At 57.9% G+C, this 24657-nt stretch carries 15 protein-coding genes; 7 read left to right on the top strand and 8 right to left on the bottom strand.

The features are described 5' to 3' along the window. The first annotated feature begins 72 nt into the window (after window positions 1-72). From ACYQ2W_RS08030 to ACYQ2W_RS08000, 7 genes are all read left to right on the top strand, one after another. Window positions 73-2388: a PKD domain-containing protein gene (locus ACYQ2W_RS08030; protein ID WP_459865062.1), complete on the top strand. Its 2316-nt coding sequence runs from the start codon at window positions 73-75 to the stop codon at window positions 2386-2388. Window positions 2389-2677: 289 nt separating this feature from the next. Beyond that, window positions 2678-6898 carry a PKD domain-containing protein gene (locus ACYQ2W_RS08025; RefSeq protein WP_459865060.1) on the top strand — a complete coding sequence of 1407 codons (4221 nt, stop codon included), beginning with the start codon at window positions 2678-2680 and terminating at the stop codon, window positions 6896-6898. A gap of 433 nt (window positions 6899-7331) precedes the next feature. Then, window positions 7332-10118: a PKD domain-containing protein gene (locus tag ACYQ2W_RS08020; RefSeq protein ID WP_459865058.1), complete on the top strand. Its 2787-nt coding sequence runs from the start codon at window positions 7332-7334 to the stop codon at window positions 10116-10118. A 603-nt stretch (window positions 10119-10721) separates the two neighbouring features. Continuing rightward, window positions 10722-11807 carry an IS630 family transposase gene (locus ACYQ2W_RS08015; protein WP_459865056.1) on the top strand — a complete coding sequence of 362 codons (1086 nt, stop codon included), beginning with the start codon at window positions 10722-10724 and terminating at the stop codon, window positions 11805-11807. Window positions 11808-12055: 248 nt separating this feature from the next. Further along, window positions 12056-14203: a PKD domain-containing protein gene (locus ACYQ2W_RS08010; protein WP_459865055.1), complete on the top strand. Its 2148-nt coding sequence runs from the start codon at window positions 12056-12058 to the stop codon at window positions 14201-14203. Between the two features lie 314 nt (window positions 14204-14517). Then, the gene (gene tnpA, locus ACYQ2W_RS08005) at window positions 14518-14934 is read left to right on the top strand and encodes an IS200/IS605 family transposase (protein ID WP_459865054.1); all 417 of its coding nucleotides are present in this window, start codon (window positions 14518-14520) and stop codon (window positions 14932-14934) included. Between the two features lie 285 nt (window positions 14935-15219). Further along, window positions 15220-15879 carry a hypothetical protein gene (locus tag ACYQ2W_RS08000; protein WP_459865052.1) on the top strand — a complete coding sequence of 220 codons (660 nt, stop codon included), beginning with the start codon at window positions 15220-15222 and terminating at the stop codon, window positions 15877-15879. Window positions 15880-16463: 584 nt separating this feature from the next. Here the strand turns inward: ACYQ2W_RS08000 and ACYQ2W_RS07995 are convergent. From ACYQ2W_RS07995 to ACYQ2W_RS07960, 8 genes are read right to left on the bottom strand one after another with little or no spacing between them, the layout of a single operon-like run. After that, a complete protein-coding gene (locus tag ACYQ2W_RS07995) occupies window positions 16464-17858 on the bottom strand; it encodes a TraU family protein (protein WP_459865051.1) in 1395 nt (464 codons plus the stop codon). After that, the gene (locus tag ACYQ2W_RS07990; protein WP_459865050.1) at window positions 17855-18295 is read right to left on the bottom strand and encodes a DUF1525 domain-containing protein; all 441 of its coding nucleotides are present in this window, start codon (window positions 18293-18295) and stop codon (window positions 17855-17857) included. Before ACYQ2W_RS07990 ends, ACYQ2W_RS07995 begins: the two co-directional genes overlap by 4 nt. Further along, window positions 18292-21066, bottom strand: coding sequence for a TraC family protein (locus ACYQ2W_RS07985; protein ID WP_459865049.1), 2775 nt, complete (start codon window positions 21064-21066; stop codon window positions 18292-18294). Before ACYQ2W_RS07985 ends, ACYQ2W_RS07990 begins: the two co-directional genes overlap by 4 nt. Then, window positions 21063-21434: a TIGR03751 family conjugal transfer lipoprotein gene (locus ACYQ2W_RS07980; protein WP_459865048.1), complete on the bottom strand. Its 372-nt coding sequence runs from the start codon at window positions 21432-21434 to the stop codon at window positions 21063-21065. The genes ACYQ2W_RS07985 and ACYQ2W_RS07980 overlap by 4 nt, the downstream gene beginning before the upstream one ends. Further along, entirely contained in the window at window positions 21391-22719 is a 1329-nt protein-coding gene (locus ACYQ2W_RS07975; protein ID WP_459865047.1) for a TIGR03752 family integrating conjugative element protein, read from the bottom strand. Before ACYQ2W_RS07975 ends, ACYQ2W_RS07980 begins: the two co-directional genes overlap by 44 nt. Beyond that, window positions 22719-23711: a TIGR03749 family integrating conjugative element protein gene (locus tag ACYQ2W_RS07970; protein ID WP_459865045.1), complete on the bottom strand. Its 993-nt coding sequence runs from the start codon at window positions 23709-23711 to the stop codon at window positions 22719-22721. The genes ACYQ2W_RS07975 and ACYQ2W_RS07970 overlap by 1 nt, the downstream gene beginning before the upstream one ends. Continuing rightward, on the bottom strand, window positions 23708-24328 hold the full coding sequence (locus ACYQ2W_RS07965) for a PFL_4703 family integrating conjugative element protein (protein WP_459865044.1): 621 nt from the start codon (window positions 24326-24328) through the stop codon (window positions 23708-23710). Before ACYQ2W_RS07965 ends, ACYQ2W_RS07970 begins: the two co-directional genes overlap by 4 nt. Further along, the gene (locus ACYQ2W_RS07960) at window positions 24325-24651 is read right to left on the bottom strand and encodes a DUF3487 family protein (protein WP_459865043.1); all 327 of its coding nucleotides are present in this window, start codon (window positions 24649-24651) and stop codon (window positions 24325-24327) included. The genes ACYQ2W_RS07965 and ACYQ2W_RS07960 overlap by 4 nt, the downstream gene beginning before the upstream one ends. Window positions 24652-24657 lie beyond the last annotated feature (6 nt).

Below are 24657 nucleotides of genomic sequence, written 5' to 3'. Positions count from 1 at the left end.
TGTGCCAATCTGAAAAGATGTGCAGCATTACACAGGCTTTTTCGCCGAATTTATATAAACAAGGCATCGTATATGAATACAAAAGCATTATTGTTAGTGAGGGCGGTGTGTTCAGCAGGGTTTGTTTTTGCATCGTCCATATCGGCCGCCCCCTCGGATGGGTTGGTTGCTTATTATCAGCTAGAAGGAAATGTAGACGATAGTTCCCAAAATAGCATTCACGGTCAAGAGATGGGGTCAGGGAGTTATGTTGAGGGAGCTATAGGTCAGGGCTATCAGTTGGTAGGTGACTACAACAACTATCTTCAGGCAGAAGAAAGTTCACCCATGTCACTAATAGAAAACGAATTGACGATTTCATATTGGATAAAAAAGAGGCTAAACAGCTTCGGGGGTGGTGGTCCGAATCGTTGGGATTGGGACGGAAAGGCGTGGTGGTCAGGTGTTAGTTCAAATAATGAAGTGGGTTTTTCCGTCGCAGATGAATATTTTGTGGCCGGTGGAGAATCGGGGCATGAAGCCTCGGCGACTCAGCGGATGATTTTGCCGGACAATGAATGGACGTTAGTTACTCAGGTCTTTAAAGGTGGCTTGTACAAAGGGTATTTGAATGGGGAGCTTAAAGTACAGGAAACATTGCCAATTCAAACAATAAATAGTAATCCAGGAGAACCCATTCGGATTGGAAAACAAGGTGATACCTGTTGCAATGATCATTTGCAGGCGACCATTGATGAGGTCCGCATATACAGCCGAACGCTTATAGAAACCGAGATCCAACAGCTGTACGCGGAAGGGCCTCAGCCTCCCAACCAAGATCCCACGGCGGTGATTGCTCTTTCACCCACCTCTGGCGAGGCACCGCTAAGCATCACGCTCGATGGGACCGGTTCAACCGATGACGGCCAAATCGTCGAATACGCATGGACTACTTCGAACGGATTGACGTTCTCCGGCAATTCTGCGCAGGCCACCTTCGCGATGGAAGGCATCTACTCCGTCACTTTGACGGTCACCGATGACCGTGGGGCAACCGGCATCGCCACGCAGTCTGTCGAGGTACGGCCCGCAGGCTACGGGGTTCCGACTGCAGAAATCTCTGTCGATCACGCGGAAGGTGATGCGCCGTTGACAGTGACGTTCGACGGAAGTCGCTCCGCCGATCAGGATGGTAGCATCATGACCTACCGCTGGTCCTCCTCCGACGGGCGGAGCAGCCTTGGCAGTCTCGCGTCATTCACTTTCGATCAACCCGGCACTTATGTCGTTACGCTGGTAGTCACCGACAACGACGGGAACAGCGGAACAGCGGAGGAAACCGTGGTCGTAGGCATGCCGCTTACCCCTGTCTTCACGGTTTCCCAGGTCGAGGGGGCGGCTCCCCTGACAGTCGATGTGGACGCGACCGGAAGTGAGCCAGCTAGCGAGATTATCAACTACTCATGGAACACTTCTGACCATCAGGTAGGGCTAGGACCAACGGCTTCATTTACCTTTGATCAGGAGGGGGTCTATACCATTACGCTCTCGGTAATCGATTCTACGGGCGAAACAGCGACTATCGGAAAAGAGGTCATTGTTCTGCCAAGTGAATCAAGTTCGTTGGTCAGCTACGATGCGACCGCCCGAATTGGCCCGCAGGTCATCGCCGGTGGCGTGTCGCCGTCGATGATCGACTTAAGCGACAGTGAATTTGATATCGTCGCGGTGGTCCGCCCCGGCATTCTACCCATCCAAACCGTATCGTTCCGCTCTACGAACGGCGATTTTGCTATGGTGATGAGTCCTGCGGGAGTTCTGCCGAACGGCGACGAAGTGTATAAAACCACCTATGTGTTCCCCCGTGGCTCATTCGGCATTACGACGCTTTCGACGGCTTGGGGAGGCGATGAAGGCCAGTTCAACATCGAGGCAATCGATCAGGGAGCGCAGCGTAGCCACGCTTTCCCGGCGCTCCGTTGGGGTAACTATCCGGAGCAAACTGCGGCAGGGCAAGGGGCCCAACCCCTCGGCTACAATGCCACTCGACGTCTCGCGCCGCAGGTAATAATGGGAGGCTACAGCCCCGCTCTGCTGGACGTCGCCGACAGCGCCTTTGACGTGATAGCGGTGATTCGCGAGGGGGCGTTGCCGATTGAGCAAGTGACGTTGAGCCAGAACGCTGGTTCTTTTTCCCAACTGATGAACGAGGCCGGCGTCCTGGATAATGGGGACAAGGTATACAAAATGACCTTTACCTACCAGCGAGGTTCATTTCAAACCGGTACCGTGATGAAGGCGCTCTGGGGTGATCAGATGGGCCAGTTCAACATCCGGGCGGTTGATCAGGGGCAACAACATACTCACGCTTTTCCCGATATCGAGTTTGGGAATTATCCCGCACGCTAAACACTATTGCATGCATCCGGGGCTATAATGAGGTGGTGCATTACTTTGTGTATTTGAACACGTAATCAGGCAGAAAATGTCTTGCCTGAGACTAGGTGTGGTGGTAGCGAGGTATCGGAATGACGTAAGGAAACATCCTTGTTGATCAGCGCGATGCTTTGATTTCTGAGCTAATCTCGAACGAATGATCCGCAATTCGGGAATGCCCTTGTGGTGATTTACGTACTTTGTCTAGATGTCGATAGTGGTCTGAAACGAAGAGTCAATCTTATCTGCGAGCAAACCAAAAATGAGTTATGTTAATAATGACCTTTTTCTCAGTAGAAGACTTTTCGGGTTTTCTGATTGCCACACACCATTGTGTTTGATTGTCTTCTTGCTCCTATTTGTGGGATGGTCGTGTGCCGTATCCGCGGAAACGGGGCCTCGATTGTCGTTTGGTTTGTCTTCGTCTGATTTGACAGAAAAAGCTGACGACACCAATAAGCCATCATCAACTCTTTTCTCCAACGAGGGCTTTGATTTACATTGGCTTAGAGATTTTGATGGTTTTGAGCCAAATGATGCGCTTATTTACGCTTCGCCGCTCCAGAGTGGCACCGTAGCGGGCTATATTGAAACCAGCAACGACGTGGACTACTACGTACTAACCGTTCCGCGCACTGGCAGTCTTAATCTTTCCTTAGTCAACGAGGCGAGCGGACAATATCGCGAGTTAAGACTTTACAATTCAAACCAATCATCACTTCGGTCGATAAACGTAAGCGGCGTGTCTGCCGGACAGATCGACTATACGGTAACACCTGGAATCTACTACCTTCGCGTTAGTGGCAATGGATATTCCAGTCAACCTTACCGGCTTACCGTCGCCGGGGCAGTATTCGATTCTTCTGAGCTGGATACTCATGAGCCAAACGAAGCTTTTGGCTCCGCGGTGTCTATTGAAGAGGGGAATACAACCGGCTACATCGAAACCAGCAACGATATCGATTTCTACACGCTGGAGGTGTCTAGCGTCGGTAGTATCAATCTAACGTTGACTAATGAGACAAGTGGGCAGTATCGCGAACTTCGGCTGTACAATGCTAACCAGTCATCTCTTCGGTCGGTAAACGTAAGCGGAGTTTCATCCGGCCAAATAGACTACACGTTAACACCGGGGACCTACTACCTTCGTGTTAGCGGAAATGGTTACTCCGAACAGCCTTATCGACTAACTGTAGCCGGGGCGGTATTTGGCGCTGCCGGGCAGGATGCACATGAGCCTAATGAAGCTTTTGGCACCGCCGTGGCTATCGAGGCGGGAAGTACTACAGGTTATATTGAAACCGGCAACGATATTGATTTCTATAAGCTAGAAGTCGCTGTGGTGGGCAGTCTCAATCTCTCGTTGACCAATGAGGCGAGCGGGCAGTATCGCGAGCTCCGACTATACAACGCTAACCAGTCATCTCTGCGGTCGGTAAATGTGAATGGTGTTTCATCCGACCAAATTGATTATACAGTGACCCCAGGAACTTACTACCTCCGAGTAAGTGGCAATGGGTATTCCAGTCAACCCTACCGACTGACTGTGGGTGGGATGGTCTTCGGCTCCAGCGACTTCGATATCCATGAGCCCAACGAAGCTTTTGGAACCGCTGTAGCGATTGGAGCGGGAAGTACCACCGGCTACATCGAAACCAGTAACGATATCGACTTCTATTCACTGGAGGTATTCAACGTCGGTGGTCTTAACGTCGCGTTGGCAAATGAGACGAGCGGGCAGTATCGCGAACTACGGCTGTACAATGCCAACCAGTCATCCCTCCGGTCGGTAAACGTGAGCGGCGTTTCATCCGGCCAGATCGACTATACGGTCACTCCAGGAACTTACTACCTCCGTGTTAGTGGTAGTGGATATTCTAGTCAACCCTACCGACTCTCGTTGACCGGATCGGTATTTGACTCGGCTAATGCCATGCCATCCGCCGTAATTGGTGCGACGCCACACGCTGGTCAAGCGCCTCTCACCGTCTCACTCAGCGGGGCCTCTTCCAGCGATCCAGGCGGCTTCATCTCCTCGTATTCGTGGGTTTCATCTAATGGCCTGAGCGGAAGCGGGGAGACCGCGAGCATGACCTTCACGGTGGCGGGCAGCTACACCGTCACGCTGAGCGTTACGGATAACGACGGGAACACGGATACAGCGACTGAAACCATCATCGTGGATGCTGCGCCGGAACCCGTGGCGCCTGTAGCGGTTATTCGTGCCTCTGCCACCTCCGGTAGCGCGCCGCTTACAGTGACGCTGGATGGCTCGGGCTCCAGTGATGCCGATGGCTTTATCGCTAGCTATACCTGGTCCTCGTCGGACGGTCAGAGCTACGCCGGTAGGACGGCATCGATGACCTTCGAACGGGAGGGTACCTTCACCGTCGTTCTTTCCGTCGAGGATGACGACGGCATGACTGCCAGTGCTACTGAAACCGTAGTGGTAAGTGGTGGAGGGTATGTCCCCAACGGCGGAGTTGGCACCGAAGTAGACGGCGTTACTCGCCTAGTTGTCGGCGGCCGAAACCAAGCGGTGGGGAACTTGGTGCTGACAGAGCCGGTTGCTCGTTCATTCTCCTCAGGAGGGAGCTTTCGGGTGGTCCTGCCGAGCCATGTGACGTGGGTATCCGGTCAAATCAATGTGAATACCCAGGTAACCGGAGGTAATGGCGCGCCGGTGACTGCGACAGGGTGGAGCGGGTCGAAAGCGACGACGTTCAGCCTTAACGATACGCTGGTGATAACGTTTCCTCGGGTGAATGGCGACGAAGGCGCGTCCGAAGTGACGATTACCTTGCCGCTGGTCGATGTGTCCGCCGCCATTTCCATCGGTGCGGTTTCCGCAGTGGTAGTAGACGGGGATCTCTCTGGAGCAAATGGGGCCGGCCTTATTGGAGGAGCTCTTACACTGGCTCAAGTCGAGAACGATGTTATTGCGTACACTCCAGGGGGAGGAGTCACCGGTGACGTGGCTGGCGTTACGAACTTAGTTGTCGGAGGAGCCAATCAGGCTTTGGGGAAGCTGGTTCTGACCGAGCCGGCCGCGCGCTCGTTCTTTCCCGGAGGGAGCATGAGGTTAGTGTTGCGCTCAGGTGTTACCTGGGCGTCTGCTCAGGCAGACGTGGATACCCGCGCCATCTCCGGAACTGGAGCGCCGGTATCGTCTTCGGGATGGGGAATCGACAGAGTGACGACGTTCAGCTCAAACGACACCTTGGTTATTACGCTCCCGGATCTCACTGGCCGCGAGGCCGCCTCTGAAGTGACGATTACATTGCCTCCGGTAAATGTGTCCGGGAGTCGATGGGAAGGATCGGTTTCCGTCGATCTTGTCGATGGAGACGCGGCTGCAGGTAACCCGGCAGGGGTAACGGGAAGGGTGCTTACGCTGGCTATGATAGGAGGCGGTGCCGAAGGACCAAGCGCAGCATTTACGTTGTTGGCAGCGGGAGGCGAGGCTCCGTTGGTGGTAAATGTGGATGCCTCCGGATCCGAGCCGAGAAGCGACATCATTGCCTACACCTGGGCTACCTCCGACGGGCAATCGGCTGTGGGCTCCACGGCATCGTTTACCTTCGATCGCGCGGGGAGATACACCATTACGTTGTCGGTGATCGATTCGTCGGGCGAAGTCGCCACTACCGAGGAGACCGTTTCGGTCACTGTAGGTGAGGAGGATGGCGATACAATGAATGTCACTTATAACGACACGGCGCGTCTAGGTCCTCAAGTCATCGCGGCCGGCGTTTCCCCGTCCCAAATCGACTTGGCCGACGACAAGTTTGATATCGTCGCGCTGGTCCGGCCAGGCATCTTGCCCATCCAGTCCGTCTCCTTCCGCTCAACCAACGGCGGCTTTGCCATGGCGATGAATCGCGCAGGCGTGCTGTCAAATAGTGACGAGGTGTACAAGACCACGTTCGCCTTCCAGCGCGGGTCGTTCGGGACAACGACACTTTCAACTGCTTGGGGGGAGGATGAGGGGCAATTCAACGTCGAGGTAGTCGACCAAGGCGCGCAGCACAGTCACGCATTTCCAGCTCTCCGGTGGGGAAATTACCCGGAGCAAACCGCAGCAGGGCAAGAGGTCCAACCCGTAAACTACAACGCCACTCGACGTCTCGCACCGCAGGTAGTGATGGGAGGCTACAGCCCAGCACTGCTGGATGTCGCCGACAGCGCGTTTGACGTGATTGCGGTGATTCGTGATGGGGTACTGCCCGTTGAGCAGGTAACTTTAAGCCAGAACGCGGGCGAGTTTTCCCAGCTCATGAACGAGGCTGGCGTGTTGGACAATGGTGACAAGGTATACAAAATGACCTTCACCTACCTGCGAGGCTCCTTCCAGCCCGGCACAGTGATGAAGGCATTATGGGGCGATCAGCCGGGCCAATTTTATATCCAGGCGGTTGACCACGGGCAGCAGCATACTCACGCGTTTCCTGACATCGAATTCGGAAGTTATCCAGCGCAATGAGTTGGAAGAGATTCGAAATTCCGAGCGCGTAAGCATCATTCGGCGTAGGAATGATTGGATGTCATTCGGCTGAATAATGGCACTGTGAAAGCGGCCGTCTATAGATAAGGGACGCGGAGGAAATTCATTATCCCAAAATCGCGCACTATCGTGGTTCGTCTTCAGGGCGCGGCAAGGGGCGCATAGCGGGCTATGCAACCCTTGCCGCAACACCGAAGACGAGACCGGCGGGTGTGGGATAATGAGTTTCTTTGGCGTTCCTAAAAGGGTCTAAACGATAGAACGATAGGGTACGTGGACTCTATTGATTTTGTGGAGGAAGTTCGGCGAATCAGCAGAACAGCGCGTGTCCTGCTATACCGTATTTCATTTATTTATAAAATCGAGGATTTCATTTGATGCATGTAACGACCTATGTATGGAGTACGTGAAAATGAAGCTGTTTCACCGCAAAGCATGCCTCGATATCCTAGTGTTTGTTCAGGCCGTCTTTAGCGTTCCAGCTATTGCTATAGAATTTAATAGTACCGCTAGGCTGGGTCCTCAAGTCATCGCCGCCGGAGTAAGTCCTTCGAAAATTGATCATGCCGATTCTCAGTTTGATATTATCGCCATGATTAGACCGGGAGTCCTACCAATAAGCCAAGTTAGCTTTAACTCTACTGATAGTGGGTTCATGCTGGCGATGCAGGGAGCCGGCGTATTGGAAAACGGAGACGAAATATATAAGACGACGTTTACCTTCCACCGGGGATCTTTTGGGGAAATGACGATGCACAACGCCTGGGGGGATGCTTCAGGCCAGTTTAACGTAATGGCAGTAGATGAAGGCCAGCAACGTACTCACCGTTTTCCTGTTTTAACCTTTGGCAACAACTTGGCACAGGAAGCTCTTATCCAGCCATCGTCATCGCTAGATTACAACAATACTCACAGAATGGCTCCCCAGGTGATAATGGCGGGACTGTCGCCGTCAATAATCGATATCGTCGATACTTCGTTCGATGTTATTGCTGTGGTTCGGGAAGGGATTGAGCCTCTGGAGCAAGTGTCGATAACCCAAAATCAGACGGGCTTTGCGAATTTGATGCAACCCGCCGGCACGCTGGATAACGGAGATCTTGTTTATAAGATGACCTATACCTTCCTACGGGGGGCGTTTCCGGTTGGAACGACTCTACCCGAGCTTTGGGGAGAGAAACCGGGTCAATTCAATGTTGAGGCTGTGGACCGGGGACAGCAACACACTCACGTATTTCCAGATATCGAGTTCGGTAGCTTTCCTGCGACAGACAACTCTGTCCCGACAGTTACCATGGCGGCCAACCCAACGCAGGGGCGCGCGCCGCTTAGTGTGACGCTGGTTGCAGCTGCGACGGATTCTGACGGGACAATCGTTGCTTACAACTGGTCAAGTAGTGATGGGCAAACCGCGAGCGGATCCCGTGCCACGATGGCTTTTGACCGCGAGGGAGTATATCTCGTTACTTTGGAAGTGGTAGATAATGACGGCGCACATTCGGAAACGACTCAGGAAATCACTGTGACACCTGGCTTCAATGCCTCTCCAACCGCCGCCTTTTCTGCCACACCAACTTCGGGGTATCTTCCGCTTACCGTCGCTTTGAATGGAAGCGAATCTACTGATTCAGACGGCTCAATCGTAAGCTACGTGTGGAGTTCCAGCGACGGACAGGAATCGGCAGGTGTCTCGTCCAATCTGACATTCAGTTCAGCGGGTACCTACGAGATAACACTGACTGTAACAGATGATCAAGGGGCTAGCCATCAATCAACGCATTCGATAGTCGTTGATGAACCATCAAACGAAAGTCCGGTTGCGAGTTTTTCTATGGCCCCCTCCGCTGGCGTCGCCCCATTGACAGTAGTGTTGGATGGAAGTGGTTCAACAGATCCCGACGGATCTATCATCAATTACGTATGGAATACGAGTGACGGTCAGACCGCTAGGGGGATTTCGTCGACATTGACCTTTAGCTCGGCAGGAAACTATGTAGTAACTTTGACGGTGGTTGACGACGAAGGCGCGACTCACCAGTCCACGCAGTCGGTATCGGTAGTTGCGCCACAAAACCAAACGCCAACGGCTAGCTTTATCCTCACCCCCTCCGGTGGATTCGCTCCGCTGACAGTGGTGATGGATGGGAGCGGATCAAGAGATCCAGACGGATCGATCGTTAGCTACGCGTGGCAATCAAACGATGGGCAAATAGCATCAAGTCCTTCTGCGGGCATGACATTTAGCACAGCAGGGACCTATGAGGTGACTTTGGTAGTTGTCGATGACGATGGCGGAACACATCAGTCTACTCAATCTGTTGTCGTTACGGAGCCACCAAATGAAGCTCCGTCAGCGAGTTTTGTCGTTAGCCAGAGCAGTGGGGAAGCCCCGTTGTACGTGAGTTTTGACGCCAGCCAATCAAGTGATCCCGACGGCGTTATCTCGACCTATTCTTGGCGGTCTAGCGATGGGCAGGTTGCGGTGGGCGAGCACGCCGCGTTAACTTTTGGCACGAGCGGTAGCTACGAGGTTACCTTGACCGTAACCGATAATGATGGGGCTACGGCGGAGCTTGCTCGGACAATCGTTGTGGCAGAATCCTCAGACGCTTCGCCTGGATCACAAGATGGATCTGGAAATGTAACGTTGATTGCATCTCACGATACTAGTTTTCGAGGAGGAGATGATGATCCAAATACTCCTCGTGGGGATCAGGTGCGTTTGTATACAGGGAATCTTCCTGGAAATGTTTCTTGGGAGCTAGTCAATTTTATTAAATTCGACCTATCCAATACACCAGTAAATGTTGGCTCGGCTGTTCTTCGTGTGTACCCACTAAAATCCGGAAGGGACGAGAATAACGGGCAGGCGGAGTATCCCACTCGTATCGCAGCGTATCGAATTTCTGAGAACTGGAATGAGGCAACTGCTACCTACAACACTAGGCCCGCGTATGATTCGACTATCGTGGCGGAAGCAGATAGTTCATCTTGGCCAATTCTCTCTACCGATGGTACATATATAGATTTTGATATTACCGACTTGTATAAAAAATGGAAGTCCGGAGAATATGGGAATTATGGAGTAACTCTTCGTCCTCTCTCATTCACTGGTGACGGCTGGTATCATTCGGCTTTTGTTAGTAGTGAATCTATTGATTACCCGGAGTATCGCCCTTCCCTTATTCTGCAATGGTGATATCCGTTGTCGAATTTTGCGAAGGAAGTTGACCGCCGCGCTAATGATTCGAAAAGCCGGACTGGTGGGGGTAACCTAAGTCGGGGTTGAGGCTATACTGCTAAGCTGGCAATCAAATGGTGTGTGGCGTTGGAAATGCAGGCCAAAGAAAATAGTTGGTTATAGAGTTGTTCAGAAATGATAATGCTCTCCGGTTTGATAATGCAAAGGCTTTGCGACAAAATTTGTGACGATGTTGGCGGTGTTTCAGCAGCTCGGGGAGGTCCCTGGTTTAGTTGCCTCTCGGTGAATAATAATGGTCTTCATTTCAAGGGATATAAAGTACAAGCTGGTCTGTCCGATAGACCCATTTGATGGAGTTTTGGGCGACGTGAGCGCAGGTATGTTGCTTTGTCTTGTGTAAGCAATGATAAGCTTCGCCACATTGGCATCGGCTCGTAAAATTATTGGATCGCTATGGCGCTTAAGGGCGCGCTATATTCTTGGTTGGGGAGGCTGTATATGTCACTGGTAAGTAGCGCTAGTGGTCTGTTGCGTTCTTGATGAATCTTAACTAATCCCCATGGGAGAATGCACCGACACAGAGAAGGATGGATATCATCGGTGCGAGTTGCTGCTGAAATTGTACTGACGGATGAAGAACGAGCGGAGTTGACCAAACTAATCCGTTCAAAACTTACCAGCGTGCGATTGGTTCAACGTGCTCAGATCGCGCTACTGGCCGCCGACGGCATGCAGAACAAGGATATCGCGGCCCAGCTTGGCATCAGCCGTGGGAACGTTGGGCGCTGGCGTGAACGTTATGCGGCGAAGAGATTCAGCGGAATCGAACTCGATTTGCCGCGGGGCACACCGCCACGGAAAGTGGACGTGAATCAGTTGGTAGAGTTGATGACGCAGACGACGCCAGAGGCGGCTACGCACTGGAGTACCCGTAAGATGGCCGCTGTGCTGGGGGTCAATGCCAGTACGGTGTCGCGGTACTGGCAGGCCACTGGCCTGAAACCGCACTTAGTGCATAGCTTAAAGGTGTCGCGCGATCCACAGTTCGTCGAGAAGTTGGAAGATATCGTCGGGTTGTACATGTCTCCGTCCGAACATGTGCCGGTGCTATGCTGCGATGAGAAAAGCCAAGTGCAAGCGCTGGACCGAACGAAACCAGGACTGCTGCTGAAGAAAGGCCGTGCGCAAACGATGACCCACGACTACAAGCACAACGGTACAACCACGCTAATTGCGGCGTTGAACGTGCTTAATGGGCAAATCATCGGCCAATGCCAGCAACGGCGCACCAACGTCGAATGGCTCAAGTTCCTGAAGAAGATCGACCGCGAGACCCCCAAGGATAAGAGCGTGCATCTGATCGCTGACAACTACGCGACACACAAGCATCCCAATGTCCAGAAGTGGCTGGAAATGCATCCCCGTTTTCACATGCACTTCACGCCCACATCGGCATCGTGGCTCAATATGGTTGAACGCTTTTTCCGCGACATCACCACCGAGCGCCTACGACGTGGCGTGTTCACGAGCGTTCCAGAATTGATCGCGGCGATCAACGATTACATCGCACATCACAATATCGCCCCGAAGCCATTCATCTGGACCAAAAGCGCGCGCGACATCCTGCAAAAGGTGATTCGAGCCAATCGCCGCTTAAGTTCTAAACAGAATGCAACACTACACTAGATTCAGCGTCCGGATAGTGAAAACAGGGGATTATAGAGCGGTTGTCGACTTCAGGATAAATTGTGAGATACCGCTTAACCAAATCGACTGGTTGCCGGCCAATTAATAAAGCCTCTTAGGGAGCTGCGGCACCCAGCTTTACATGTGCTGGAATGAGATGCGTTGATTTAATCGATATCTCGTTCAAGTGTGTGGTGTTAGTGGTTAAGGGCAGCTAAGCTAGCGATGTGGGCCGAACGGAGGTTGGAATGGGTTTCTTGGTTAGTGTATTAATTGCGCCATTTTTCATGGTGGCATTTTCCACAGCTGTTTGTGCGAGCAGCGAAAATGTTTCTGGCGAACCAGTCGATATATGGGCGAACACAAAAGAAGACGAGTTCAACGTCCATTCTAGTGTTATGTCGATTCGCGGTAATTTTATGAGAAACGAAGGTGAAGATGGAGGGGAAGGGCCTGATTATAATGTTTCCGCACGCTTGGGGCCGCAGGTAATTGCCGCCGGATTTAGTCCTAGCCAAATTGATATCTCAGATACGGAATTTGATATTGTTGCGATTGCTCGACCCGGAGTAATTCCAATTGAGCGGGTCTCGTTTCGCGAGTCCGGAGAAGGCTCGTTTTCGATGGCTATGACTCCCGCTGGAGTGTTTTTTAGTGGTGATGAGGTGTATAAAGCCACACTGTCATTTCGGCGTGGTGCGTTTGGCTCACAATCATTGGAAACAATTTGGGGGGGGCGCCTGGGCGAATTTAAAATTGTGGCGACTGACTCTGCGCAGCAGCACTCTCATGCATTTCCGGATTTAAGATCGGGCAACTACCTTCCCCAAATGGCGAGTACTCGCGAATATGAGGAGGTCACATACAACCAAACGGCACGCCGTAGTCCAATGGTTATTATGGCGGGGTGTTCACCTTCTCTCCTTAATTTGGGTGATAGCTCTTTCGATATAGTGGCCGTTGTTCGAGAGGGTATGTTTCCAGTGGATAAGGTTTCGTTGCGCCAGAATGGACGGGCTTTCTCGCTCGTTATGACTGAGGCGGGACAGCTCAGCAACGGTGATAAAGTATTTAAGGCAACCTACACGTATATGCGCGGGGCCCTTGGAGATGCCGTCATAGACTCCTTATGGGGTGGAGAAAATGGACAGTATGGCATTGTTGTTGTTGATCAGGCTCAACAATACAGCCACCACTTCCCAAGCATTCAGTTTGGAATTTTTCCAACAGTTACTCCTGGGTCGAGCGTTTCTGGTATTCTTAGCAATGGTCAACAGATGCCGCCGACAGCGGAATTTCTGTTTTCGCCATCTGAGGGAGTATCACCACTAACTGTTTCACTAAACGCCGCGGCATCCAACGATTTAGATGGCGTTATACACGAATATCTCTGGCTGATCGAAAGTGGTGGCGAAGAAGTGTCGCGGGCATATGGTGTCGCGCCATCTGTCGAGCTGATTAGTCCTGGGATATATGCTATTACACTTTCGGTGGTTGATAATGATGGCTTGGTCGGGACGGTGACGCATAGGGTGACTGTAACAGATAATAACATACCGCCAATTCCAATTTTTACAGCCACCCCTGAAGCAGGCGCTGTTCCGTTGAGCGTTAACTTAGATGCATCGTTATCTAGAGATTTAGATGGCTATATTGAGAGTTATCGATGGTCGGTTCAGGATGTGGATAACAGTGAATGGTCGTCAAACGACAAATGGGGAATAACCCAAAGCGTTACGCTTGAATATGCCGGAAATTACTTAGTTACCTTATCTGTTACCGATAACGATGGTGCGACAAAATCTATTGGCCAGGTAATTGTGGCAACGGAAAATTTGCCAACTACCACCGCTCTTCCTACTGAGCTTCGACATGATGATGGAACTAGTGAGTCAGCAACTTGTGTATGGTACTCGACGGATTTTGGATATGGTGATGTGGCAGAATACGCGGTTCACTTTTCTGTTGAGTATGCTTTTTACTCAATACTTAGTGCCAAGCTATATCTCTGGCGAGGACCGCTAGATGCAGAGCTTGATCCAGTCATCGTTAAAATTTATCGCGATAGTTCCGGGCAACCAGGAGATATTCTATATAGCCACGCGGTAGATCCGATAGTTCCTCAGATTGGGAGAGGATGGGTTGATGTTGATTTGTCTAGCGCTGCTATTGAATTGTCAGATAGGGGTTTTTGGGTGTCAATGGCTTGGGATCGTAGCGGTTCACAAGGGTGTGACAATAAACCGTTGATCGGACTTGATCTTAGTGAACCTATGGGGAGAAGCGTAATGAAGGACTGGGCCGGGCAATGGGTCCCAGCCCGTAATGCTGATAACATCGAGGTTAATGTGATGATTAGATCTTCTGTTTTTCAGAGGGAGCTTGCTCAAGAGTAGTCCACTGTATTTTTGTAGTAATACTGCTCAGCTACGCGCTGGGATGAAGCGTCGCCAGATTGACGGTGAAAGTCTTTGGCGGGCAATAGGGCAGCGACTTGCCGCGCGGGTGTAGGAGCGCTCATTTAATAGAGAATCACTCGATTCATGTAGTGAAATTTTTAGATTCCGCTAATTGCAGAGTAGGCGAAATCGATTAACTCGAACAGGTTAGCCACCGCCTCTGGCGGTGGACTCAAACAGGCTCTGCCGTTCCGGCGTGAGTTGAGGTAGATGACCTCCCTCCAACCAACAGCAAACGGAAGGAGATCATCATGAGAGATTGGCAGAGCCAGTCCCACGTGAAATGGTACTGCAAGTACCATGTGGTTTTTGTGCCCAAGTATCGGAGGCGCTCGATCTATGGGCAGTTTAGACGGCAGATAGGCGGGATTTTCCGAGATTTGTGCCGTCAGGCGGGCATTGAGTTGGTGGAGGGGCATGCGATGCCGGACCACGTGCATCTATGCCTGAGTATTCCGCCGAAGTTCAGTGTGGCGAACACGATGGGATTCCTGAAAGGGAAATCGGCGATACGAATCCACCGGGAATATCTCGGAAGGAAAAGGAATTACACGGGAGGATACTGTGTGAGCACAGTGGGTTTGGATGAGCAGGTTATCCGAGCGTATATCCGTAACCAGGAGGACACGGAGAAACGTCAGGAACAGCTGAACTTACAGGGCCTGTAGCGTGTCAAGGCCTCCTCTGGGGGCCTTCATCATACCACCCGCTCTGCGGGTGGTAGCTGATTTATAATAACTATCTCGTTAATTCATGAACATTGTTATCTTGAGCCGTCAAATAACCAGAAAACCTATAGTAACGATAGGTTGAATTGATGTGCGACCAGTTCTCGACTGTCCGTGTAACAGAGTCAAAAAGATTCTCCATTTGAACTACTCAAGAAGCTTGAATTTTTTTCTGGGCGCAGGTAGGATTTTCCCAACCAACGCCCCTTTCACCCGGATCGTGAAATGATAACTAAATATTCTGCTATTATTGCTCTGATCTTGGTCGCTTCTATAGGTTCTGCTCGGGGTGCCGAACCTATTCAGCTAGACCAGTTCAGTTGTGGTGAATTCAGTCACCAGAAAGAAGATGAAAAAGCTGGCATGCTCTTTGCGCTGGTGCTTGGGTATGGTTTGAGAGCTGCCGGGGTGAATGATCTAGCAGATGATGAGTTGAATACGCTAATGGGTACGGCAACAGATCGGTGCAAGATGTCCCAGGACGTTCCGTTGTACCAAGTCATTCGAGAGAATATTCGGCGCTGCGGTAATAACGATAGCAAGGAAAGGGCTTGCGCTATTCCTACGGATTCTAGCGCAATTGAAGTTATTGCAGAGGGCGCCGGCTTCTACTGGTATAAATATGACGCAAAATCAGGCAAAAAGTATCAGGCGACATACAAGACGGATGGGCCGTTAATTTGGGCTGGAGAGGGAGCCTTCAATACCAGGATTCCCGCTAAGTGCAGCGCAGGTCAGGGGTTGGCAACCATTGGGGCAATGGCGAAGCGTACCCGTTCTTGGGAGAATCGACCGAAGGGCGGCGAAAAGCGCTATATAGTCGTTTGCGCCGATAAAGGTGTACCAGCGCGAATTACGATTTCTTTGCAGGAACTTCCTTTATAAACCCAATTGTGCCCGGGTGTTTTCTTGATTTTTGACAATGTCCGGATGAATGGGTTTCCTTTTGGGGTAAACATCATGAAGAGAGTAGCTTTTTTGTTTTTCGGGTTATTTGCATCGTTCGCATCCAATGCGGCTACAGATTTCTATGATTTTAGAACTCGCACAGTCTACGTCACGTTTGAGCGTCCAGTGGAAAGTGTTTCAATATACTTTGCTGGAGAACGAATGGGGGAGTGCGTAAATCCTAATGAGATGGTATATACGATGAAATTTACCCCTGAAAGTTATGTGAAAAAACAGAAATCTATCTACTCCAGATTGTCAGCATCATATGGAGGGGTAAATGGTAGAATAGTTGCATCAAGCACGAGTGAGGCAACATCTAGGATGCCCGCATTGTTTTCACATAATTTCAACGGAATAACTAGGCGCCTTCATTATAATATTGTGTATTATCGGAATGGGAAACGACACTCTCTAGGGTGGCGACCAGACTCTTCTGGTGGTTGTGTGTACCCTGTCAGTTGATTTTTTCGGGCGTATTTTGAATCCGAACGTCTAGCAACCAGTCCTTTTGACTTAAATTAGAAGCAGGTCTTGGGAAGGGCGATTTCGTAAAGGAATACCCCCCGTCCATCGAGACAGCACTCGTAGCCACGCCAGTAATTCCAGGCGTAGCGACCGTCGCCCGCCATCTTACCAGCAGTCCACCGCGGCTCACCACTTCCAAAGGCCTCACACGCCTCCGAAGGAGCGGGCGAGATCATCTGCCACCGCTTGCCGCTCTCCTTCTCCCCCGACAACCACTCCACCACCCGGCGCGGCGCGCAGTAGTCGCCGTTGCCCTCCCCGTCTCCCAGACGCCAGTTTCCCCCGTTGATGATGCACTGCGTCCGATTGTCGGAGTAGCTGCCAAAGGTCACCTCACGGTGGCCGTCGTAGTGCAGCGGCAGGTGGAGGTGGCCGGTGCCGTCGCGGGTTACCACGTCGATCGCCCGTTGGGCGGCGACGGCGGAGGCCTTCACCTCGTCGGTTTGGGTGACGAAACCCGAGCGGGGGTAGACGGCGCCCCAGGTCTGGGTAGGCCAGTTGCCGATCTCGCGGCGGCCGGGGATCAGGGCGTCTGGCATCAATTGGTCCGGGAAGCCGGTACGCCAGGCCAGGGCGTCGATGGTGGATTGAAAGTAGGGCTGGAAGGGCGCCGCCTGACTGGGACAGAAGGGTGAGCCGATGGAGAAGCCCAGGCCGAGGCTGCCGGCGGAGGCGAGGGTGTCGATGGCGGAGAGGGTTTCGGTGACCGAGGAGAGGGTGTTCGCAACGGTGGCGACCTGGCCGGCGGCGTTGACGGCGCCGGCGAGTTGGGGGGCGACCAGGGAGGCGATGCCGCCGTAGTGCTGGGCGGTTCCGGCGGTGGTGCCGATCTGGGTGAGGGTTGTGCTGGCCTCCCCGAGGCCGCTCGGATCGGCGCCCCAATCGTTGACCGCGGACCCGCTGTCCGTGTCGGGGGCGGCGTTGGCCAGGGCGGCCAGGGAGCCGGCGGCGCGGGTGAGGAGGACCATCGGGCTGCCGATCACGTCCACCTCGCGGAAGCGGAGGTCGGAGAGGCGGCGGCGGCTGTTCTCGGTCAGGTCGCCGCCGCCGATGTCGATCCCGGTCAGGGCGCGGATCAGGGTATTGCCGGTCAGGCGGGAGGCCTCGCCGAGGGTGGCGCGGAGTTCGGTCCATGGGGTGTCGCCGGGCTGGCCGTAGGCGGTGACCACCAGGTCGGGCCAGTTGTGGCGGACCTTGGGGGTGGTGACGACCCGGCAGCCGGTGAGGCCGCAGGTGAGCCAGAAGCAGGCGCCGACGATGCAGTAGTCGAGGCACTGCGGGCTGAAGGAGTGGCGGATCACGTCCACGGTGGTGAACGACTCGGCCCGACCGGGTTGCGGCGTGGCCAGGGCGACGGTGAGTAGCAGGGAGGAGAGGCGTCTCATCATCGCGCCTCACCGTCCTCGTCCAGAAAGAGCCGGCGGAGATCCGGGGTTCCGTAGATCACCCGCTGTCGGTCCACGACGACCGCCGGCGCCCGTTCCAGCCCCAACCGCTGAAAGGCGATCCGCGCCCGCCACGCCTTCCCCAAACGCTCAGTCAACTCCGACGTCAGCCGTTCCTTCACTATCGCGGCGGCTTTCTTCGGATCGTTGGGCAGTCCCCGGCTCAACGCGGTATGCACCCGCTCCAGGTCATCGAGACGGTGGAGGGTGACGGTGACGCCCCGTTGTCGAAGAGTCTCGATGCCGGCGGGCAGCGGCTCGTCCTGCAGAAAGAGGTCGATCCGCTCGGGCAGGGGCGCGGCGGTGGTGCTGGCGATCCACAGCGGCAACAGCAGCAGCCCCAGGCCCCGTATCGGTCCTCTGAGAAAGCGTCCCCTCATCGGTCGGTACCGTCCTGCCGGCGCGCCTCCGCTAACTCGCGGGCGATCCGCCGCACCGCCTCCAGCTCATCGATCCCCGCCTCGCTCATCAACCTCCGACGGGCCGCCCGTTCATCCTTCTCGGTCTGCCCGAGGGCGAGGGTGATGGCCGGCGGCACGTTGCGAAAGAGCGCCAGCAGCGCGTCGGAGAGCACCACCCCCTCGGTGTACTTGCCCGGCTCCTTGCGGGCGGCGCGCAGCAGTGCCTCCTGCTCCTCGGTCAGCTCCTTGAAGCGCTTCACCCGGCTCACCTCGTCGGGGTCCATGGCGAGGCAGAGCCACCACTCGGCGTTGTTGAGGATGCCGCGGGTCTCCTCGGGGAACTGGCGCAGGGTCTGGAGCGCGAGCCACAGCCAGGCGCCGCGGGCGCGCCAGAGCGCGGTGATCTGCACCAGGATCGGGCCGATCAGCGGGTTGCGCAGCAGCAGGTGGGCCTCGTCGGGGACCACCAGCAGGTGGCGCTCGTCGGCCTGGTAGCGCTCGGAGAGTTCGTTGACGCGGGTCATCAGCGAGAGGAACACCGCGTTGAAGAGATCCCGGTGGGCGTCCTGGGTGAGCAGGCCGTAGTCTACCACGGTGACGTCCACGTCGGGCCAGGCGCGGCCGGGGCGGTCGAAGAAGCGGCCGGCGACCCCGCGGGTGAAGCGGTTGAGGGCGTAGCCCATGCCGACGATGCGGTCGCGGCGTTCGGGGCTGAAGTGGCCCGTGGTCGCCAGCGCATCGAGGGCGGCCACCACGTCGGAGACCATCACCTGCGCGTGGCCGGCCTCGGGGATCAGGCTGCCGTGGTCGCGCACCCGCTCGGCGGCGTCGTGGAGCGCCTGGCGCACCATCTCCCAGTCGTCGAGGCCGTAGCGGGCCAGCTCGGCGGGCTCGCCGCCGGTAATCATCACCTTGGCGATCGCCTCCATGGGGCCGAGGCGATCCCCGCCGATCTCATCCCCCTCGGCTGGGGGCTCCAGCAGGCGCAGGGCGTCGGCGAAGGGGGGGATGGCCACGTCCTCCTCCGGATGAAAGCGGAGGTAGCGCACGGTGAGGCCGAGGGAGGCCCAGTAGGCGGCGGCCAGTTCAAAGGTGCGGTTGGCTCCCATCACGAAGAGCCGCGGTCGGTGCAGGGCGAGGACGTTGGAGAGGAGATCGATCAGCTTGGCGGTCTTGCCGGCGCCGGAGGGGCCGACCACCACCATGTGGGCGTTCTTGCGCCGATCGGCGCGGTGGAGCGGATCGAAGAGGATCGGTTCGCCGAGGCGGGTGTAGGCGATGGCGCCGGGGTGGCCGGTGCCCACCGAACGGCCGTAGAGGGGCACCAGCGCGGCCAAGTCACTGGCAAACATCCGCCGGGCGCGGCGACGGAAGGGCAATGCATCGAGGGCCGGATCGAAGGCCATCGGCAACGCCCTCAGGTAGCTGTCGGCGGCGATCGGGTCGTCGCCGGGGCGGATCAGGTTCATCCCCTGGGCGCCGAACAGGGCGGCCACCTCGTTGGCCCGCTGTTCCAGCGCCTCGACACGCTCCGCCCGCAGGTAGACCCCGGCCATCACCGGGAGGATCGGGTCGTGCTCGGCGATCCGCTCCAGGGCCGCCTCCGCCTTGCGTCGCAGCGCCTTGAACTCGGCCTTCTCGCCGCTGTTGCGGGCGATCAGCCGCTCCAGGTCGGCGCGCTGCTGCTCTTGGGGGTGGTAGACGATGGAGAGCGAGAGGATCGCCCCCTCGGGCATGCGGTCCCACAGGGCGAGGTGGTGGTCGCCGATGGGGCGCTCGGCGGTGAGGTGGCCGGTGGTCGGGACGCGGGTCAGCGCCTCCAGGGGGAGAAAGCGATGGGGGAGACCGGTGAACCACCATGCCCCCTCGGCATCGAGCCACGGGCGGTGGCCGTGGAAGACCCGCTCGGCGAGGCTGGTCCCACCGGCCAGGGCGCCCAACGTTCCCTCGGTGTACGGCTCCGCCATCAACAGGGCGGCGGAGTCCCCACCGTAGGCCGGTGGGGCGGGGCAGAACCACGGGGTGAGCCAGTCGTGCAGGCCGGCCCCGTCCAGCCGCTCCAGCCCGACGCCGACGGCGCGCAGGGCGTTCTCCAGCCGTTGCGCCACCTCCTCGGTGCCCAGATCGGGCGCGGCCCCCTCCGGCACTTTGCGGTAGAGGGTCATATGGACCTCGCGCCGCCGCCCGCGCCAGCGGCCGCCGCACACCGCCTCGTCGTCGAACAGCCCCGCAGGCCGACCGATCTCCCGCATGTGGTCGGCCATCACCCGGCACCACGCGCGGGTGTAGTCGCTCTCCCGCGCCCACGGCTGGGCGTAGGCGACCATCTCGCCGGCCAACGACTCCAACGACGGCACATCCTGCACGAAGAGCTGCACCACCCACGGCGCCGCCTCCTCGGGCGGGGCCAGGGCGAGGGCATCGCGGATGCGCTCGCGCAGGGCCGCCAGGAAGGCGGGCGGCCGCGCCTCGCAGCCCACCGGGGTGATCCGCCACAACACCCCGGTGGAGCGCAGGTCGTTGAGCAGAATCCACTCGCCCAGGGCGTCGCGCCAGGGGAGGGCGTCGTCGAGGCGGGGCCGGTGACGGGCCGCTGCCTGCTGCTCGGTGTGGACCAGCGGTTCGCGGTGGTCGGCACGGGCGAGGGGAGGCCGTCCGGCCCCATCCCACGGTTCGGCACCGGGGGCGGGCGGTTCGCCGGGATCGGCGGCGGGGCGTTGCAGACCGGCGAGGCGGGCGAGCAGGCTCACAACCCCTCCTCGCCGGGCAGGGCGAAGTGGTCCCGCTCGTAGAGTGGGAAGCTGGTGGTGTAGCCCGGTACCGGCGCCCCCTCGGCGGTGGCGTGGGGGAAGGTGTACATCACCAGGTCGGGGTTGCGCAGCTTGGGAAAGAGCACGTCCAGCTCCCGCGTTGCCGAGCGGGTGTAGGCCGCCACGTCGCCCAGGCCCGGCCCGCGCTGGTCCTTGGGTGGCACAGGCTCCGCCGCCTGACTCCCGGAGCGGTGGGCGGCAAAGATCTCCGCCATGGTCGGCCCCTCCCGGGGCAGCGAAGTGGCGCAGCCGGCGAGCATCAGGCTAATCGAGGCGAGCAGGCAGGCGAGGCGGGTCGGTGAACCCATGGTCGATCCTCCTTCCGTTCGGGTCGTAGTCGATGGCGATCTCCTCGATCACGTCGATGGTCACCGGGGTGCCGGCGGGGGCGTGGATCACATCGAAGGACTGCCCCTGGCGCTCGGTGAGCCACTGGCGGGCGTCCGCGGTGCCGCCGGCCACGCCGCGGCCGACGGCGTAGTCGAGAGGGGCGGCCACCTCGGTGCGGCTGCCGGCGGCGCCGTCGGTGGTGCGGGTCTGCCCCTCGGCGAAGGCGTCGGCGGCCGCCTCGGCGCCGGCGCCGAGCAGGCGCAGGGCGAGGAAGCGGGGGGCGTCGGTGATCAGCTCGCCGGGGATGCAGGGGGCGCCGAAGCGGTCCTGGATCACCCCCAGGGGCCGCTCCTCCTTGGCGCGGACGGTGCGCACCGTGCCGTCGTCGAAGAGAAAGGTGACCGAGGTGAGGTCGGCGGCGACGCAGGAGAGGTTCAGGTCGCCGCGGGCGACGCCGGCCCACACCATCCCCCGCAGGGCGGGCGGCAGGCGGTGGCCGTTGGCGGCGAGGTTGTCGCGGCCGGTGAGGATCTTCACCCGGTAGGGGTCCTCGACCCGGCCGTTGCGCGGGATGCGGCCGATCAGCGCGGTCCAGGCGGTGGCGCCCATCAGGGTGCTGTTGGCGGGGAGGGTGTAGACGGGGGTGACGCCGAGTTCCGCGCCGAGGCCGTTGGCGGTGCGCACCAGGGAGTTGCCGCCGGATTCCAGCAGCCCCGCCCCGGAGGGGTCTGGTGCTGAGGTCAGCAGGCCACCCACCGCGTCACGGGCGCGCTTGCCGAAAGATGGGCCGTCATCGCCTTCGATCCAGAGGTAGCCGGCGGCGTCCCGCTCCCCAGGCGGCTGCGCGCCGTTCAGCCCGAAGTCCATCTCGACCCGGCCGGTGGGCGTGGCCGGAGCATCCCCATGCGGCGGGAGGTAGGCCTCCAGGAAGGCGAGGCGCTCCTTGAGCGCGTCGAGCCCAGGGTTCTCGGCGGGCGTGGTCTCCGGCGGCTGGCGCACCGCGTCCACCTGTTGCTGAAGCGCCTCCAGCTTGCGCTCCATCGCCCGGCGCCGCTCCCGCTCGGCGTCCCGTTCGGCGGCGGTCTCGGTCATCTGGGCGCTGAGGGCGCGGATGGTCTCGGCGATGGTGTCGCCGTCGCCGCTCCCCGCGGCCACCGCGGTGGCGCGGCCGGGCTCGCCGCCGGCGCGGAGATAGACCGCGATCACCGCGATGAGGAGCCCCACCAGGAGCAGCACCAGCAGGGGGTTGATCCGCCGCGGCATCAGTAGACGCTCTCGTGAAGCCCGCGTTTCTCACCAACTTCCGTAGCGAGCACGCCGAGACCCCGCCATGACGGGGTGCGCGGACCGGAGGGCGACGAAGGCATAGTCGATGCTATGTTGAGGAGCCCGGAGGGAGCACGACCCGTCATGGCGGGAGGATCGGCGGGCGCAGTAGGAAGTTGGTGAGAAACGCGGGCTAAGGGACGGTCGGAGATCAGCACCAGCACGGTGGTGTCCCAGCGTCCGCCGTGGGGGCCGAGCCGGGAGCGGTCGTAGCGCAGGGTGGCGTGGCGGAAACAGCCGCGCTCACCGCACGGGCCGCGGATCGCCCGCGGGTCCACGTCGCGGGCCTCATCGGTGAGGTTCACCACCTCGATGGCGGTGACGTAGGCCCCCGTCGTGCGCCAAGCGGCAACGGGGGTGGTACGGAAGGCGCCGCCGCGCAGCAGGTTCACCGGTGTGTGCTCCACCGGCACGCGGGAGACGCCGGGCGGGGTGGTGCGTAGCCGCTTCGGGGCGTAGAGCTGCTGCATGGCGAAGCGGGTGAGGGCGACGGCGCCGAGGGGTTCGGGCATGGCCTGGGCGGGGGACGCGGATGTTTCCCCGGAAACTTTTTCCTCCGGCGGGTTCATGACGATCAACCGGGCGCTGGAGGCGGGTTGCTCATCGGCGGAGAGATCGAGAAGGTAGGTAACCCCCTCGGCATCCTTCACCATCAATCGCTGCACCTCGAAGGCGGATTTCGCGGTGAGGTACACTCGCGGCCCCACCACCAACGGTGACAAGGCACCCGCCTGGAGCTTCGGCGGCAGACCGACCCGCACGGGCGAGGAAAACTCGATGATTCGCTCCGCCCCGACCTGAAGGTGCAGGCGGATCGGGACGTGCTCCCAAAGCACCCGCTCGGGGGCCGGTAGCGCGTGTTCCTGTTCCGCCGCGGAGACTGCAAGCGGAAAGACACCAAGTAGCAGCAAAAGGAACCAAGCCCTCATGGCGCCTCCTCCACCCGCTGCGGCGCCGCAAAGAGACAATCCACCTGAAGATTCCACGGATTGCGCTCGCTATCCTCCGCCCGCTCCACCACCCGGATCGGATAGCGGATCACCGGCTCCTTGATCGGCACCCCGTTGACCGTATCGCGCACCCGGAACTCCAGCGTCACCCGCCAGGTGCCGCCGCCCACCGGTGTCACCGCCTCGGGGGCGTAGGCGCTGAGCTGTTGCAGGGCGCGGGTGCGCCCCTGCAACTCCCCGGCAGCGAGCCGCTCGCCGTGGTCCTCGCGCAGGGTGCGCTGGCAGCGCTCGGTCAGATAGGGGGCGAGGGTGCGGATGTTGGCGGCGTACTCGCGCCGGCCGTCCTCGCCCCAGTGGTAGAGCTGCTGCCACACCACCAGGGCGAAGGCCCAAGCGTCGTGGGGATAGGTGCGCCCCAGCTCCCGCGTGGCGCCGTTGCGCAGGTCCGGCGGAAGGGAGACCGTCTGGGTCCGCGTCAGATAGGTGTTGAGAAAAAGCGAGAGCGCGAGCAGCAGCGCCAGCCCCCCGGCCACCACGCGCAGGGTGGCGACGTGGGCGAGGCGGTTGTGGTCGGCGTTGAGGAAGGGACCCTTCATCGGATCTCGTAGACCCCCGCCCGGTGAACCCACGGCACCGGAAGGCCGAGCCAGCGGGCGCGCAGGGTGTAGAGGTGCTGGATCAGCCAGCCGAGCGGCCGACCCCGCTTCAGCTCGCGGGCTGCCCGGCCGGCGGCGTGGACGGTGGCCACCGTCCCCAGCAGCGGGAACAGCACCACCAGGAAGGGGATGCCGGTGAGCAGCGCGGCGAGGAGCGAGAGCAGGAACCAGCCGGTAAGCGCGACGCCCACCACCCGCGGCAGCTCCTCGGCGGTGAGACCGAGGAGTGCCGGTGGGGCTTGATCGAGATCGGAAGCAACCATTGTCGC

The sequence above is a fragment of the Endothiovibrio diazotrophicus genome, from assembly GCF_054657215.1.
This window is presented reverse-complemented; position numbering and strand designations above follow the sequence as displayed.

Coding starts and splice junctions, on each gene's coding strand:
- ACYQ2W_RS07975 (WP_459865047.1), bottom strand. CDS start 22,719: ATGCCGCGGCGGATCAACCCCCTGCTGGTGCTGCTCCTGGTGGGGCTC.
- ACYQ2W_RS08030 (WP_459865062.1), top strand. CDS start 73: ATGAATACAAAAGCATTATTGTTAGTGAGGGCGGTGTGTTCAGCAGGG.
- ACYQ2W_RS07990 (WP_459865050.1), bottom strand. CDS start 18,295: ATGAGGGGACGCTTTCTCAGAGGACCGATACGGGGCCTGGGGCTGCTG.
- ACYQ2W_RS08000 (WP_459865052.1), top strand. CDS start 15,220: ATGATAACTAAATATTCTGCTATTATTGCTCTGATCTTGGTCGCTTCT.
- ACYQ2W_RS07960 (WP_459865043.1), bottom strand. CDS start 24,651: ATGGTTGCTTCCGATCTCGATCAAGCCCCACCGGCACTCCTCGGTCTC.
- ACYQ2W_RS08020 (WP_459865058.1), top strand. CDS start 7,332: ATGAAGCTGTTTCACCGCAAAGCATGCCTCGATATCCTAGTGTTTGTT.
- ACYQ2W_RS07980 (WP_459865048.1), bottom strand. CDS start 21,434: ATGGGTTCACCGACCCGCCTCGCCTGCCTGCTCGCCTCGATTAGCCTG.
- ACYQ2W_RS07965 (WP_459865044.1), bottom strand. CDS start 24,328: ATGAAGGGTCCCTTCCTCAACGCCGACCACAACCGCCTCGCCCACGTC.
- ACYQ2W_RS07995 (WP_459865051.1), bottom strand. CDS start 17,858: ATGATGAGACGCCTCTCCTCCCTGCTACTCACCGTCGCCCTGGCCACG.
- ACYQ2W_RS08025 (WP_459865060.1), top strand. CDS start 2,678: ATGAGTTATGTTAATAATGACCTTTTTCTCAGTAGAAGACTTTTCGGG.
- tnpA (WP_459865054.1), top strand. CDS start 14,518: ATGAGAGATTGGCAGAGCCAGTCCCACGTGAAATGGTACTGCAAGTAC.
- ACYQ2W_RS07970 (WP_459865045.1), bottom strand. CDS start 23,711: ATGAGGGCTTGGTTCCTTTTGCTGCTACTTGGTGTCTTTCCGCTTGCA.
- ACYQ2W_RS08010 (WP_459865055.1), top strand. CDS start 12,056: ATGGGTTTCTTGGTTAGTGTATTAATTGCGCCATTTTTCATGGTGGCA.